We start from the raw sequence: 16,544 nt of genomic DNA, 5'->3' as shown, positions 1-16,544 counted from the left end.
GACACCTGTGTCGAAATTCTGAAACTAGTTTCCCTTGAATGCTTTGTAGGTTTGCCCAGAAGTAGTTGACTAAGACCATCTTTAGATCAAACAATTATTCTTTTTGGTGTTAGAATAAAAAGAGAAACGAACAATTTTGTAAAAATGCATTGCTCGTTTCTTATGATATTAGCAAAAATCGAACCTTACGATTCCGTCTTCGTCTATTTTTGTTAAGGTAATATTGTGCAATGTATTTACTAGCTCAGGATTCCAAGGAGTTTTTACTTTTACATAATTTTCTGTAAAACCATAAATATAACCTTCCTTATTTTCTCCTTCAAACAAAACAGTAAGTGAGTTACCTAATTGGCTTTCATAAAAAGCTCTTCGTTTCTTAACGGAAAGTCCACGAAGCATTTTACTTCTTTTGGTGCGAACATTTTTAGGAACAACACCATCCATTTCAACAGCTTTGGTATTTGGACGTTCAGAATAGGTAAATACATGTAAGTAAGAAATATCTAACTCACTGAGATAATTATATGTTTCTAAGAATAATTCATCCGTTTCTCCAGGAAAACCAACAATTACATCAACACCGATACAAGCATTAGGCATTACTTGTTTAATTTTTGAAACTCTATCCGTATATACTCTTCTTAAGTAACGACGTTTCATTCTTTTTAAAAGAGTATCACTTCCAGACTGAAGTGGAATATGAAAGTGAGGAACGAATATGTTAGAGTTGGCAACAAAGTCGATAGTTTCGTCTTTCAGAAGATTTGGCTCAATTGAAGAAATACGTAATCTATGAATTCCTTCTACTTTATCCAAAGCTTGAACAAGTTCAAAGAAGGTATGTTCGTGTTTTTTGTTTCCAAACTCACCTTTACCATAATCACCTATATTAACCCCGGTCAATACAATTTCTTTAATTCCCTTATCAGAGATTTCTTTTGCGTTTTTTAAAACATTTTCTAAAGTATCACTTCTAGAGATTCCTCTGGCAAGAGGTATAGTGCAATAAGTACATTTATAATCACACCCATCCTGAACCTTTAAAAATGCTCTTGTTCTGTCACCAATTGAGTAAGACCCTACATAAAAATCAGCTTCTTCTATTTCACAAGAATGAACTTCTCCTATTTCGTTTTTTTCAAGGTCGTTAATATAACTCGTTACATTGAATTTTTCAGTAGCCCCCAAAACCAAATCAACACCATCAACCGCTGCTAATTCCTCTGGTTTTAATTGAGCATAACATCCAACTCCAATAATAAATGCTTGATCGTTTTGTTTAAGAGCAGACTTTACAATGGTTTTAAATCGTTTATCGGCATTATCTGTAACCGAACATGTGTTTATAACATATACATCTGCTTTGTTTTCAAAGTCAACACGTTCAAAGCCTTCATTAACGAAATTTCTTGCAATTGTCGAAGTTTCAGAAAAGTTCAACTTACAACCAAGTGTATAAAAAGCTACTTTTTTATCTACATTCATTTTTCTATCCAAGGTTTATAAAAACCGAATTTTACATAATAAGCTACGGAAATACATACTTTACTAGTTAAAGTTTGTAAATTCGTCACTATAGTATGATTATAGTCAGATTTTAAAAATGCAAAAGTACTCAATTTATGATGATTTTTGAAACAGAAAGATTAAATGTTAGAGAGTTGATCTTGCAAGATTTAGATGGTTTTCATGAGATGCAAAGTAACCCTAAAGTTATGCAGTATGCTGATGGAGAAGTTAAAAGCTATGAAGAGCATAAAATAGAACTTAAACAATTGATATCAAAATATAAGGAAAAAGGAAACGATTTTTGGATATATGCTATAGAAAGAAAGGAAGATAAAACTTTTGTTGGCACTGTAGCCTTGGTTAAAGACAGAGCAGATGACGAGATTGGTTATCGTTTTTTAGAAAAATACTGGGGAAATGGTTACGCAACTGAAATTTGTAAGGGCTTAATAAACTATTGTAAATCAATAGGAATGAAAAAACTCGTTGGGTATGTTGTTGATAGAAATATAGCTTCTGCAATTATCCTTAAAAAGTACAATTTCAAAATTGTAAAACAATTTATAAGTGATGATATTGGACTTCCAGAAACTAAGTATGAACTAATTTTATAAGGATAGCGAAAAAGTTATGTATGCAACACTAAGTAATATTTTAAAAAAATTCTTTAAAGAAAGTACCATATTTAGATATGGTTTTAACGTAGCTCCTATGTATCGAAGGTCTACGGGAAAAGTTAAATACGTTTCAGATGATTTACTAAAAGTACATGTGAAAATTCCTTTAAGTATAAAAAACAGGAATTACGTTGGTTCTATTTTTGGAGGAAGTTTGTTTTCTGCTACGGATCCAATTTTTATGATTCAGTTAATAAATATTTTAGGGAAAGAATATGTCGTTTGGGATAAAAATGCCACAATAAAGTTTAAACGACCTGCTTTTGAAGATGCTCATGTAGATTTTGTTTTTACACAAGAAGAAATTGATAAAATTAAGGAACGTGTGGAAAATGAAAATGAAATAGATTTAGTAAAAGAAATTAAAATTACCAATAAAGAAGCGTCGAAAGTTTTTGCTGAGGTTTCAAAAACAATATACATTGCAGATAAAAAGTACTACAAAAGGAAAAGAAAAAAATAAAGAAACGACTAAAACGAAATTTTATAGGGTAGTGAACGGAAAATACTTTAAAAGTGATCAAGACAGTGTATATAAATTAGAACTAGTCCGAAAATTGTTTTCATTTGTTATTATAATGTTTGTCTTTTTTGCTTGCACCAAAACAAAAATTAAGTATTCTGATAAGGATGTTTTTCGATACAACGAACATTCTAATATTACTTCATTAGATCCAGCTTTTGCGAAAGATCAACGAAATATTTGGGCCGTAAATCAACTATTTAATGGCTTGGTTCAGTTGGATGACGATTTAAGAATTAAACCCGATATAGCAAAAGAATGGACAATTTCTGAGAATGGACAGAGATATGAGTTTACCTTAAGAAAAAATGTGTTTTTTCATGAGAATGAAATATTTGGAGAGGGTAGAACAAGGGTCGTTAAAGCCTCCGATTTTGAATATTCATTTAATCGTTTATTAGACCCTGAAGTGGCTTCCCCAGGAGGTTGGGTGTTGCAAAATGTAGCTCAGTTTAAAGCCAAGAATGACTCTGTTTTTACTATTAACTTAAAAAAAGCGTTTCCTCCTTTTCTGGGGTTGCTAGCAATGAAGTATTGCTCAGTTGTTCCAAAAGAAGCAGTGGAGTATTTTGGTAACAAATTTAGGTCTAACCCCATAGGAACTGGACCTTTTTACTTTAAACTTTGGGTTGAAAACACCAAGCTAGTTTTTCGCAAGAATAAAAATTATTTCGAAAAAGATGAACAGGGAAATAAGTTGCCATATTTAGAAGCCGTGGCAATTACTTTTTTACCGGATAAGCAGAGCGAGTTTTTACAGTTTGTGCAGGGTAATATTGATTTTATGAAAAGTTTAGATGCTTCATATAAAGATGATGTTTTAAATACTGATGGTAGTTTAAAAGAGAAGTATGCAGGTAAGATAAATATGTTGACAGGGGCTTATTTAAATACAGAATATTTAGGGATTTATCTTGATGGGAAAGAAAGTTTACCTGTAAATTCTATTGATATTAGGAAAGCAATTAATTATGGTTTCGATAGAGAAAAAATGATTAAGTTTCTTAGAAATGGAATAGGAATCCCCGCGATAAACGGATTTATACCAAGTGGATTACCATCTTTTAAAAATCAAAAAGGGTACACCTATCAGCCAGAGAAAGCAAGAGAGCTAGTTGAAAAATATAAAAGAGAAGTAGGGAAAAAGGAAGTAGAAATAACTATAACAACGAATAGCAACTATTTAGATTTATGCGAATTTATTCAACGAGAACTTCAAAAAGTAGGAATTCAGACTAAGGTTGATGTAATTCCGCCTTCAACTCTTCGTCAAGGTAAGGCAGGAGGAAAGTTACCTATATTCAGAGCGAGTTGGATTGCAGATTATCCAGATGCAGAAAATTACCTTTCATTGTTTTACAGTAAAAACTTTATTCCTAACGGTCCGAATTATACTCACTTTAAAAATCTTGAGTTTGATAAGTTGTACGAATTGTCTATACAAGAAGTAGACATAAATAAAAGGCATGAACTCTACTACAAAATGGATAGCATTATAATTGCTAATGCTCCTGTGATTCCTCTATATTATGATCAGGTAATACGATTTATACAAAAAAATGTAGAAGGGGTGGGGATAAATCCAATAGACATGCTTCATTTAAAAAAGGTTAGAAAACATGATTAACATATAAGCTGATTATATTCTTTGTTTTTGTATGGTGTTTAAAATCAATTGAATAGATTTTTTAAGAGGTGTGTAATTCTAAATAGGATTAATGTTTAAACCGTGTATGTTAATTAAAAATTGATACTACATAAAAAGAAATTATATGAAAATAATAATGGAATTATATTATTATTGAAGTAACCTTTTTTATTGCTCAGAATATTTATTTATTATTCAATTGTTTAGGCTTAATAGTAGCTCCCCGTATGCTATCCTTAACAATATTTTAAACTTTAGGTTTGGTGCGAGGTACTTTTTTTCTTAAATTGCGTTGCTTTTTAGAACAAGTAAAGTCTAAAGAGAAAAAAACAAACAAACAAAGTACACTCATGTAACTGAGAACGGCGAAGCCGTATCCAATTGCGACCAATCAGCTATTTATTTTATGAACTACGCTAACAGATTGTTTCTTTTATAAGACATGTCTGTAGAGAAAAAAAGGATATTGTATTTCTTGAAAGCCAGGTTTTTATTTTTTTTATGCTCTATAAAAGACTATCGAATCACTAAAAGATAATACAACAATTTCTTCGTAAGTTTTCTGTATTTCCCTCCTTTAAATACTTATAAATTCTAATTGTAAATAGAGTTTGTAGTTATGTTTGCTTTGAGTTTTTAGTAATTATAATAAAATTTTAGAATTAAATTTTATGGTTACAGCACCAATAAAAGTAAAATTATAATAACAACCTTTAATTCATCCCCTCTTACTAAACTAACAAGGATTATTACCAGTATTTCGTCATTTTCCATTTTTAGTCCAAAACAAAAATCTTATTAAAAAACCGTGCTAAGTTTTAAGAACGCTCTTCTTGAAATTTAGAAGAGATATTAACTAACTAATTTTTTTACCATGAAAAAAACAGTAAATGAGTTTTCAAAATTTCACTTATCGGAATCTGCTAAAATTGTAGTAGAAAATGTACCAGGAAAACGCTCTAAGGAGTTGTTAGAACTGCAAAAAGAACTTGAGGGAGCAGTAGTTTCCTATCCTAGAAGCATGCCTTTTGCCATAAAAAAAGCTAAAGGAGCTATTATAGAAGATGTTGATGGAAATCAATTTATAGATTTATTCGCTGGATGTGGAGTAGTAAATGTTGGTCATTGTAATGAAGAAGTACTTTCATATGTTAAAGAACAACAAGATCAGTTAATTCATGCATTGGACTTTCCAACGGAAAATAAATTATCGGCAATACAAAAAATAATTAAAAACTTACCATCGGCTGTACAAAATGACTATAAAGTGAGTTTTGGTGGACCAACAGGGTCTGATGCTGTTGAGGCGGCGATTAAACTTGCTAAAATAAAAACAGGAAGAGATGGCGTGATTGCCTTTTCAGGAGGATATCATGGTATGACATCTGCAGCCTTAGCTGTTACTGCAGATACTGCGTTTAGAAAAACATTAACATCATTAATTCCCAACGTACATTTTACTCCATTTACATATCAATACAGATGTCCTTCTAATGATGATGAATTGGCTTGTAAAAATTACGCAATTGATCGCTTAAAATTTTTATTAGAAAATAAACACTCAGGAATTGCAAAACCAGCTGCAATTATAGTAGAGTCCATTCAAGGAGAAGGAGGTAATGTACCGCCAGTAGCAGGTTTTTTAAATGAGTTGGTAGAAGTAGCTCATCGAAATGATGTGTTAGTGATTTTCGATGAAATTCAAAGTGGTTTCTTTAGAACTGGAGAGTTCTTAGCTTGTATGAATTATGGAGTGATGCCAGACATCATTACCTTGTCAAAAGGTTTAGGAGGAGTTGGTTTTCCAATATCAGCATTAGTTTATAAGAAGGAAATAGAAGCTTGGGGACCAGGTGCTCATATTGGTACCTTTAGAGCAAATCAAGTAAGTTTAGCCGCGGCGAATGGAGCTTTTGATTTTGTAGAAAAATATAATATAAAATCACATACCAAAGAAATGGGGAACTATTTTATGAATGGGTTAAGAGAGTTGGCTGAGGTATTCCCACAAATAGGAGATGTTAGAGGTAAAGGCTTAATGATTGGAGTTGAACTTGTAAAAGACCCATTTACGAAAGACCCATACCCAGAATTAGTAAAGGAGTTAAGGCAAAAATGTTTACAGAGAGGACTTCTATTTGAGGTTGGAGGACATTATAATAACGTAATGCGTATCGTGCCTCCTTTAACAATAACGGGAACCATCATTGATAATGCGTTAGAAATTTTGAAAACGTCGCTTATAGAAATCCTAACTAAAGAGAAAGAACAACACTCAATTCCTGAGACAATATAAATAATACCAAATGAATTTTAAAATGAGACAAAAAATGCGCTGTTGCTTTTTTCTTTTTCAAAGCTGTAAAATTGTTGCATAGCCATAGTTACGGAATTGTTTTGCAATGTAGAAAAAGAGAAAATGAACAAGTATTTATGTAGCATTTTGAGGTTTATTTGGTATAATTAAGTAGTTAACGTTTTTCTTAGGAAAAATGGTTCCACTTTCATATGAAATATACTCAGTATCATATCAATATTAGAAGAAAGAAGTTTCTTTAAGTACCTGCATTCATTTGATTACATAGTTCTTAGTTGTTTTTTAAAATAATGAGTCTTTAGAACTAGTAGATACTGAATTAATAGTTCGAAAATTAGAAGAAAAATACTTTGATAATCTAGACACGAGGAAGAAGCCATAAAAGTAAGAGAGGTGATCTTCTTTTAGGAAAGAACATTATCAATGAAGAGCCTATGTTAGTAGAGAGTACATTGGAAATAAAAAAACATAAAAACTATACCAATGTCATGTTGCTGCAAATGTGAATGAATATGAAGTAAATCTTAAGGAATTGTCATTAGACGTCTATTGATAAAACCTTATTTAAGAAAAATAATAAGAATGGAAGTTTTAAAATTTGGAGGGAGCTCTGTAAGTTCTGAAGTTTCTTTAAAAAACATGTTAAAGATTGTAAACAATTACGATCTAGAAAATGAACCTTTAATTATTGTAGTTTCGGCATTAAAGGGAATTACTAATGAATTAGTAAACTTGACAAAGTTGTTGAAAGATGGAAATCAAGAATACGCTAAAGTAATCCGGACAATATTTGAAAAACATAAAGAGTTCATCGATGTAATTTTTAAAGAAGAGCAAACAGAGTTGCTTAAAAAAATAAAACTTGTTGAAAACGATCTTTTAGAAAGTGTAAGTAATATTTTAAAAAACGGGGTTACTTCTGACAAAGATTATGACAAGATCTTAAGTTTTGGGGAGTTATTTTCGGCCCAAATAATTACTGCATTCTTAAATAAAAATGGCTTAGATTTTAGTTTTAAAGATTCAAGAGATTTAATTATAACAAATAATGTTCATATTAAAGCTAAAGTAAATTGGGATTTAACCAGAACTGTTGTTAATTCATTTTTCTCTGGAAATAAAAAAAGCTATGTAGTTTCTGGATTTATCGCACGTTCTATTTATGGAGATACAACAACTTTAGGAAGAGGAGGATCGGATTATACAGCCACAGTCCTTGGAGCAATATTAAATGCTGAAAGAGTTACAAAATGGACGGATGTAAATGGCATTATGACGGCTGATCCAAATAAAGTATTGGAAGCATCTTCATTAGAGAATATTACGTTTTCAGAACTTAAAAATTTGTCGAAGTTTGGATCGAACGTTTTAGTACACCCAGATTCAATCGACGAGTTGTCTAAACACAATATTCCTTTTTTAATAAGAAATACTTTTGATTATGACTTTAAAGGAACACAAGTTATTAATCAAAATCTTTCCAACAAAAAGGCACTTTCATTACACGAATCTTGTTGTTTAGTTGGTTTTAATAATACTGCTAAAGTCCCTAAAGAATTTATCAAACAAATAATAGATAAAGATTGGTTGTTTTTTAGAGTAAAAAGACCTCAAACCAAGGATAAGAGTTATTACGTAGTTTCCGAAGAGTGTGTTGACTTTTTTAAGTCTAACATAAAGGCGAACGATAATGATGTAGATATCTTAAACGAGGAAATGGTGTTAATGACCATAACTGGGGAAAATATGGACAAGAAAAAAGAAGTAAATAAGATTCAGGAAAAATTAAAAAGTAATGAAATCAATCTTTTAGGTTTCAGACGTTTTTATAATTCTATTTCACTCATACTTGATAAAAAAGATTTAAAAAAGGCGGTAGTGTTATTACATGAAGTAATCAAAAATGATGAAATACTTCTCGTTTAAAAGAAACTTTAGCTAAGAATACTCTTATAACCTACAAGAAACAATTAAAAGATTAGTAAAAGATAATTTCTTAAATAACCTTGAGAAAGTATCTTAAATATTAAATATCAATAAATAGACTAATGGATAAAGTAAGAATAATAGCAATTCCATTTGCTGGAGGAAACCGATATAGTTTTGGCGATATAGAAAAACATATAGCAAAAAAAACAGAATGGATAACTCTAGAGCTTCCTGGGAGAGGTGGACGTTTTAAAGAAAACCTTTTGACTAGTGTTGAAGATATGGTGGATGATCTTTTTCAGAAGATAATTCCTCATGTTTTAAAGGAAGGTGAATATGTTATTTATGGTCATAGCTTAGGAACAATATTAGGCTATGAGCTAACCAGAAGAATAAGAAACAAAGGGTTAAAACAGCCTTCTTGCCTGTTTTTCACTGGAAGAGGAGCGCCAGGTTTTGAAAGATGTAGGAAAAAGAGATCTCACTTACCTAAAGATGAGTTTTGGGAAGAAATTGATAAAATAGGTGGTTTGCCTAGTGATTTTTTCGAGCATAAAGAATTGTTGGATTTGTATTATCCAATAATGAAGTCGGACTTTAAAGCTGTTGAAAATTACAAATTTCAGGAAATGGAAAAACCTTTTTCAATGCCAATACATATATGTATGGGAGAAGATGAAATAGGTGAAGAAGATGATGACAAAACACCTTTGCCAAGCATGAAAGCATGGGCAAACGAATCTACAGCTACCTGCACATTTAAACTATTGGAAGGAGATCATTTCTTTATTCTGAATCATTCAAAAACAATTGCGGACAAAATTTACAATGCTGCAATTAGCGGTGATGTTGTAGCTCATTAATCAAAGAATTTATACACTCAAAATAATTACATGTGATAAACTGAAAGGATTATCATCTAAACTAGAACAACTTAAAAATTATAAAATTGGAAAAATTAACTTTATTTAGCTTTTTTAAATTTAAGCTAGCCTTACCGATGCTTACTTTATTTACTATAATTAGTAGTTTGTGGAGTACAGCCTTAATATCAATAATTAATAATAAAATATCTGGCGCACCAATGCCATTTTTTGAAGGGTACGATTGGCAAATTTTTGTATTTGTAGCATTAACGTCATTCTTATTTACCTACTATTTTAAACTTCATATTGTAAAAATAACCCTAAACTTTGGGAAAGATATGATGCTTAAAATTATCAATACACTTCGATTATCAGATTACGAATCTTACCTACGTTTAGGAGAAGCTAAAATTCGTACTGCAATGGAAGATATAGGAACTTTAGAAGATATTCCGGAAACATTTATTTCGCTTTTGAACGCTTTAGTTATGGCAATTGTAACTATTGCATATATGTTCTATTTGTATCCTCCAGGTGCTTTTATGATCATAGGAATTGTGGTTGTTTTAAGCTCAATTTATGCTTATACGAGTTCAATTATTGAAAAAAACATGGATGAAGAAAGAGATCTAGAAGATTCATTTATGGATAACTACAATGATTTTATTCATGGATTCAATAAAATAAAAATGAGCACAAAAAGAAGTAATTCTATCTTTTTTGATTTTATGAAGAAAAACAGAGAAAAGGGAGTTAGTTTAATGATAAAATCTCAAAAGGCGGCTTTAGGAAACGATGTTTTAGGAGAATTTTCTTTTAATCTATTAATTGCTTCAATACTGTTTATTATGCCAGTTGTTTTTACAGTTGATAGAGGAGTAATTAGTGGATTTATGTTCGCTGTTTTATTTTTAATAGGACCTATTACAGCCTTGATTGGATTGATTCCAGGAGTAATAGCCTTCAACATTGCAATTTCAAGGTTGAATAAATTTACTGAAATTACTACAAGTAAGTTTAATTACGAGAAATTATCCAAAGATTTGACTGATGACTTAGGAAGCTTTGAGAAGTTAACGATTAATGAGGTAACCTATGAATACCTTGATGAAAAAGAAGATAAGATTAGCTTTACTCTTCAACCAGCTAGTTTAGAGGTGAGTAAAGGAGAGGTTATCTTTATTTATGGTGGAAATGGAAGTGGTAAAAGTACCTTTATAAACATATTATCAGGGTTATGTCTTCAGAAAACTGGGGAAATTTTCTTTAATGATACTTTGATTACAAACGAAAACAGAAAGTTTTATAGAAATAAGTTGTCATGTATTTTTTCTAATAACTATCTTTTTTCTGAAAATTATGATGGGTTTGATTTAACCGAATCAAATGAAGAGTTTGTAGAATTACTAAAAGAAATGAAGTTGGATGAGGTGATCCGAAAAAATGAAGAAGAAAATAAGGTTCATCAAGATTTATCTAGTGGTCAAAAGAAAAGGTTGGCTTTAATATATTCGTTATTAGAAGACAAGGATATCTTTGTTTTTGATGAATGGGCTGCCGAGCAGGACCCTGAATTCAGAAAGTATTTTTATCAGAACATTATTCCTGGATTAAAAAATAAAGGAAAAACAGTGATTGCGATAACACACGACGATGCTTATTATCAATATTGTGATAGACTAATAAAATTTGATTATGGGCATATGCATGAAATAGAGGAAAAACTATTGGGGGTTCATAGTTTTTAAAAGCAAAAACGCTGAAATAATCTAAATACTACATTTAGTAGTATTCAAGCATATTAAATCGTTAATAATCAATTTCAAATAATAATTACCTTTTTATTTTAAAGAAATAAGATCAATTTATTTCAAGATATTACAGCTCAATAAATTACATACTACTATAATTTTTCTTTCTGCCTGATTTTTCAGGTGGAAAGAAAAAATGTAATGCCCATCTTCAAGTAAATCAAGCTGTACAGACACTCTTAATTTATTACTACAGTCTTCCCAAAAGGTAAATTTCTTGAAACAAAAAACAATTTTAAAATGAATTTAAAAGAGAAGTTGCATTTAGCACAGCTAGAGGTTTATTATGGTCAATTAATAGATCCTCAAAGTCCAATATATAATATGGGGGGATATGCTATTCTCACTGGTAAACTGGATATTGCACTTTTTAGGAGTGCTGTTGCCAGTTTATCATCGGTTTATGATACCTATAATTTCAGATATGATTTTACAGGAGTAGAACCATTATTTTATGTTGGTGATCATAAAGGAGTTCATTTAAATGAAATTGATTTTTCGGAAGACTTACATCCTGAGCAAAAAGCTAAAGAATGGATGCAACAAGGAATTGACACGGCTTTCGATTTAAAAGAAGATAAGTTATATAACTATACATTAATAAAATTAGCGGAAGATGTTCATTGGTGGTGCTGTTACAATCATCATTTAGTATATGATGGTTTCGGTTCAGCTTTGATGGTAAGTTATGTGATAGAAGAGTATGATAGAAGGTTAAATAAACTAGAACAATCTGAATCGGTAAAATACCCATCATACTTTGATATAGCTAAAAAAAGCAATGATTATTTACAGTCAAAGCAGTATGAAAAAGATGCTGAATATTGGAAAGAAAAATTTTCTAGTATTCCTGAATCTATAATTAGTGATAATAGTAATACAAAAAATACAGGAGGGCAGAGATTTTCTATCGAAATTTCGAAATCAGATAGAGAATTGTTTAGTCGTTTAACAGAAAAAACCAAAGCAAATCTTCCTCAATTTACAATAGCAGCATTACTACTGTATTTTGGAAAAACCACTGATAAAAATAGTTTTAGTTTCGGAGTTCCAATTCATAATAGAGTAAGCCGTGAAGAACGTAAAGCACTAGGAATGTTTTCAGGAGCTATTCCTTTCAAAGGAACCTACAATCCTGATGAAATTTTAATTGATTTTATTACTGATGTTAAAAAAACGCAGCGTAACGATTATAGACATAGACAATACCCTATTTCACATTTAAATAGGTCGTTGAAGTTGCTTTCGGAAGGTAGAAGACAACTTTTTGATATTTTAGTGAATTATGAGCCTTTCCCTTTTCCAAAATCATTGGAATCAGGTTTACATGTGGCTATAAAACACTTATCTACAATAATCGATTTAGAAGTTCCTTTATCATTTCGTTGGTGTGACTACGGGGAGGATTCTTCACTTATTTTAAATGTTGATTTTCTTCAAGAGTATTTTGGTCAAGAAGAAATTGAAAAATTAACAGAGAGGTTGTTATTCACTTTAAGACAATTTGAAGATAACCTATCAGAACCATTAAAAGATATCTCAATACTTTCTGAAGAGGAAAATACAGAGATATTAGAAGTTTTTAATAATACAACAATTGCTTATCCAGAGGATAAAACATTAATCGATTTATTCAATACTCAAGTTGAAAAAACGCCAAATGCTATAGCAGTAGTTTATAAAGACGAGGAGTTAACATATAAGGAGTTGGATGAATTGTCAAATCAATTAGCTCAGTATTTAGTAGCGAATTACTCGATAAATATTGAAAACTCCATTACAGTTATTCTGGAGAGAAGCAATTGGTTAATTGTTTCAATGTTGGCAATATTGAAAACAGGAGCAACTTATGTTCCAATTGATCCATCGTATCCAGAAGAAAGAAAATCATACATTCTTAATGATAGTGATAGTATTTTCAGTATTGATAATGAATTCTTAAACGAATTTAAAGAGCATAAAGATGAGTATTTAACAAATTCAACAGGTATTGCATTAGATGCAAAGAACTTAGCATACATCATCTATACTTCGGGAAGTACAGGAAAACCAAAAGGAGTATTAATTGAGCATAGAAGTATTATAAATACTATTTTATCTCAAATAGAAATATTCTCTATAACTCCAGAGTCTCATTGTTTACAATTTGCAAGTCAATCATTTGATGCCTCAATCTCGGAAATTTTCACGGTGCTTTTAAAAGGAGCAACATTATATACCATTGAAGAGGATAAAAAATCAGATGTTTTGTTCTTCAAAGAATATATAAAGAACAATGCGATTACCATTGCTACATTACCACCAGCATTTTTACAACTATTAGAGGTTGAAGATTTACAAGGATTTACCACATTGGTAACTGCTGGAGAAGCAATTCCGTTAACATTAGCGAAGACTTTTGCTGAGAGTTACAATTACATAAATGCTTACGGTCCTACGGAAACAAGTATTTGTGCAACCACTTTTAAAGGAGATATAGGAGATCTCGTTCCAATAGGAAAACCAATTGATAACACTCAGGTTTATATTCTAAACGAAGCGAACGAATTATTACCTGTTGGGGTAGTAGGAGAGTTATGTGTTGGAGGAAGAGGAGTTGCTCGAGGATATTTGAATAGAGCCGAGCTTACAGCCGAAAAGTTTATAGATAATCCTTTTAAAGAAGGAGAGAGAATCTACAAAACAGGTGATCTAGCCAGATGGTTACCTGATGGTAATATCGAATTTTTAGGAAGAAAAGATGATCAGGTTAAAATCAGAGGATATAGAATCGAATTAGGAGAGATAGAAAATGCTTTGGCATCACTTTCTTCAGTGAATCAAGGTTGTGTATTAGCAACCGCTGATTCGAATGGAAATAAACGTTTGGTTGGATATGTGGTTCCAAAAGAAACTTTCAATAAAGAAACTATTCAACAAGAATTAAAAGAGATTTTACCAGAGTATATGGTTCCTACTTTATGGATTTCACTCGACGAAATGCCTGTAACAAGTAGCGGTAAAATAGCTAGAAAATCATTACCAACACCAAAAGACTCTTTATTATCAACAAAAGAATATGTTGCACCTAGAAATGAAATAGAGGAACAATTAGTAGCAATTTGGCAAGAAATATTAGGTGTAGAACAGATAGGTGTTTATGATGATTTCTTTGAATTAGGTGGGCATAGTTTACTGGTTGTTCAGTTAATTACGCGCTTACAGAATATAGGGTTCAGCATAGCAGTAAAAGATATCTTCTCAAAACCTACTATTGCAGCGATTAGTAAAAATGCGTCGTCGTCGTCACTTACTTATCAAGTTCCAGCCAATGGAATTATAGAAGGAACAGATCGTGTTGTATCAGAGATGGTTCCTTTATTAGATTTCAGTCAAGAAGATATTGATGCAGTAGTATCAAAAGCACCAGGAGGTATATCGAATATTGAGGATATGTACCCATTATCACCATTACAGGAAGGAATTTATTTCCATTATTTAATGAGTGATCAAGATCATGGTGATCCATATGTGTTATCAAGTTTATTCTCATTTCCTAGTAGGGAAAAACGTTCATTATTTATAGAAGCGTTACAATTTGTGGTAGATCGACATGATGTATTACGTACCTGCGTTGTAAGTGAAGGCTTGCCACAGGCAGTTCAGATAGTTCTTAGGGAAGCAGTATTGGCAGTAGAGGAGTTAGATGTATCAGAATTAGAATTACTAGCTGAACCAGGGAATCAACGAATGGATGTATCTAAGGCGCCATTATTAGAGTTAAAATCAGCAGATGATGTACTTACTGATAGTTTCTACCTAATAATCAATCAGCATCACTTAGTTTTAGATCATGTTGGACTTGAGAAAATTATATTAGAAATTACAGCCTATTTATCGGGAAAAACATCAAGTCTTCCAACACCAGCTTTATATAGAAACTTTATAGGGCATACATTACATTCACAAAAGCTAAATGATAGCGAATCATATTTCAAAAATTTACTAGAAAATATTGAGGAACCTACATATCCATTTAATTTATCAGATGTCAAAGGAAATGGAAGAGATGTAGAAGAGTCTAGTATATTTTTATCTAGTAAGTTAAGTAAACAAATTCGAGAAGTTGGTACAGAATTAGGAATGAGTCCAGCAGTCTTATTCCATGCGGCTTTCGGGTTAGTTGTGGGAAGATGTAGTAGTAAGGATTATGCCATTTTCGGTAGCTTATTTTCTGGACGTTTACAAGGAGTATCAGGAGCGTCAGATTCTTTAGGGCTATTTATTAATACATTGCCATTTTATGCTGAATTAAAAGGAACTATTTCTGAGTATATAGAAGTCGTAAAGAAAGAATTAAGAACTTTATTACCTTATGAGCAAACTCCTTTAGCTGATATTCAAAGGTGGAGTGGTGTTTCCAATGAAGTATCATTATTTAGTGCTTTGCTAAATTACCGTCATTCAGCAACCTTATCAGAAAAGGAAGCTATTATTGAGAATCTTGGGGTTACTTCGATAGAGAGTCATGAAAGAACAAATTATCCGTTTACTTTAAACGTTGATGATAGAGAAGATGATTTTCAATTAGAGGCTCAAATAAGTGGAGGTATTTCATCAAATGTAGTTCTTGTTTACATGCAAGAAGCTTTAGAGCAATTACTAGAAGGATTAACTTCAGAAGATGCTGTTGAGGTTGAGAGCGTGACAGTTTTACCAAAACAAGAGCTGGAATTACTAGATACATTCAATAATACTTATGTAGGCTATCCATTAGATAAAACACTGGTTGATTTATTTACAGAACAAGTAGCTAAAACACCAGAAGCGATTGCAGTTGTATATGAAAATGAAGCATTGACCTTTGCAGAGTTAGACGAGCGATCAAATCAATTAGCACACTACTTACGTGAGCAAGGAGTTACTCCAGATACTTTAGTTGGTATTTGTATTGAACGAAGTATTGAAATGCTAGTGAGCATTTTAGGAATCTTAAAATCAGGAGGTGCTTATGTACCAATCGATCCAGAATATCCAGAAGATCGTATTGAGTATATGCTCACTGATGCTGATATCAAATTGGTATTGACTAGTGAAAAAGTTACTTCAGAAGTATTAGGAGAAAGAGAAGGTATAACTGCCATAGCTTTAGATAGTCAATGGAAGACTATTGAAAGTTATTCAACAGGAGCTTTAATTCCAGTAGTATCTCCAGAGAACTTGGCTTATGTAATCTATACTTCGGGAAGTACAGGAAAGCCAAAAGGAGTAATGAATCAGCACAA

Annotated in this window: 9 protein-coding genes; 8 read left to right on the top strand and 1 reads right to left on the bottom strand. The window is 31.5% G+C overall.

Annotation, left to right across the window (positions count from 1 at the left end; all coding sequences use genetic code 11):
• Positions 1-168 precede the first annotated feature (168 nt).
• On the bottom strand, positions 169-1,485 hold the full coding sequence (mtaB, locus tag ACKTTV_RS16785) for a tRNA (N(6)-L-threonylcarbamoyladenosine(37)-C(2))-methylthiotransferase MtaB (RefSeq protein WP_408032027.1): 1,317 nt from the start codon (positions 1,483-1,485) through the stop codon (positions 169-171).
• A gap of 137 nt (positions 1,486-1,622) precedes the next feature.
• On the opposite strand from mtaB, the gene ACKTTV_RS16780 reads away from it, so the two are divergent.
• The 8 genes from ACKTTV_RS16780 to ACKTTV_RS16745 all read left to right on the top strand — a co-directional run.
• Positions 1,623-2,123, top strand: coding sequence for a GNAT family N-acetyltransferase (locus ACKTTV_RS16780; protein ID WP_408032026.1), 501 nt, complete (start codon positions 1,623-1,625; stop codon positions 2,121-2,123).
• 16 nt (positions 2,124-2,139) lie between these two features.
• Positions 2,140-2,649 (top strand): DUF4442 domain-containing protein, encoded by a 510-nt coding sequence (locus ACKTTV_RS16775; RefSeq protein ID WP_408032025.1) that lies wholly within the window; start codon positions 2,140-2,142, stop codon positions 2,647-2,649.
• Positions 2,650-2,764: 115 nt separating this feature from the next.
• On the top strand, positions 2,765-4,336 hold the full coding sequence (locus tag ACKTTV_RS16770) for an ABC transporter substrate-binding protein (RefSeq protein WP_408032042.1): 1,572 nt from the start codon (positions 2,765-2,767) through the stop codon (positions 4,334-4,336).
• A gap of 895 nt (positions 4,337-5,231) precedes the next feature.
• A complete protein-coding gene (locus ACKTTV_RS16765) occupies positions 5,232-6,653 on the top strand; it encodes an aspartate aminotransferase family protein (RefSeq protein WP_408032024.1) in 1,422 nt (473 codons plus the stop codon).
• Positions 6,654-7,256: 603 nt separating this feature from the next.
• Positions 7,257-8,600, top strand: a complete 1,344-nt coding sequence (locus ACKTTV_RS16760) for an aspartate kinase (protein ID WP_408032023.1) — start codon at positions 7,257-7,259, stop codon at positions 8,598-8,600.
• Positions 8,601-8,722: 122 nt separating this feature from the next.
• Positions 8,723-9,466 (top strand): thioesterase II family protein, encoded by a 744-nt coding sequence (locus tag ACKTTV_RS16755; protein WP_408032022.1) that lies wholly within the window; start codon positions 8,723-8,725, stop codon positions 9,464-9,466.
• 86 nt (positions 9,467-9,552) lie between these two features.
• The gene (locus ACKTTV_RS16750; protein WP_408032021.1) at positions 9,553-11,217 is read left to right on the top strand and encodes an ATP-binding cassette domain-containing protein; all 1,665 of its coding nucleotides are present in this window, start codon (positions 9,553-9,555) and stop codon (positions 11,215-11,217) included.
• A gap of 303 nt (positions 11,218-11,520) precedes the next feature.
• The coding region (locus ACKTTV_RS16745) for an amino acid adenylation domain-containing protein (RefSeq protein ID WP_408032020.1) at positions 11,521-16,544 on the top strand (5,024 nt) is incomplete at its 3' end.

Source organism: Tenacibaculum xiamenense (genome assembly GCF_964513065.1).
Lineage (GTDB): Bacteria > Bacteroidota > Bacteroidia > Flavobacteriales > Flavobacteriaceae > Polaribacter > Polaribacter xiamenense.
The sequence above is the reverse complement of the archived record's forward strand: the minus strand, read 5'-3'. Positions and strand labels throughout refer to the sequence as shown.

What these genes read in the sequence shown, in the direction of transcription:
- mtaB (WP_408032027.1), bottom strand. Translation starts at nt 1,485, where the DNA reads ATGAATGTAGATAAAAAAGTAGCTTTTTATACACTTGGTTGTAAGTTG.
- ACKTTV_RS16780 (WP_408032026.1), top strand. Translation starts at nt 1,623, where the DNA reads ATGATGATTTTTGAAACAGAAAGATTAAATGTTAGAGAGTTGATCTTG.
- ACKTTV_RS16775 (WP_408032025.1), top strand. Translation starts at nt 2,140, where the DNA reads ATGTATGCAACACTAAGTAATATTTTAAAAAAATTCTTTAAAGAAAGT.
- ACKTTV_RS16770 (WP_408032042.1), top strand. Translation starts at nt 2,765, where the DNA reads ATGTTTGTCTTTTTTGCTTGCACCAAAACAAAAATTAAGTATTCTGAT.
- ACKTTV_RS16765 (WP_408032024.1), top strand. Translation starts at nt 5,232, where the DNA reads ATGAAAAAAACAGTAAATGAGTTTTCAAAATTTCACTTATCGGAATCT.
- ACKTTV_RS16760 (WP_408032023.1), top strand. Translation starts at nt 7,257, where the DNA reads ATGGAAGTTTTAAAATTTGGAGGGAGCTCTGTAAGTTCTGAAGTTTCT.
- ACKTTV_RS16755 (WP_408032022.1), top strand. Translation starts at nt 8,723, where the DNA reads ATGGATAAAGTAAGAATAATAGCAATTCCATTTGCTGGAGGAAACCGA.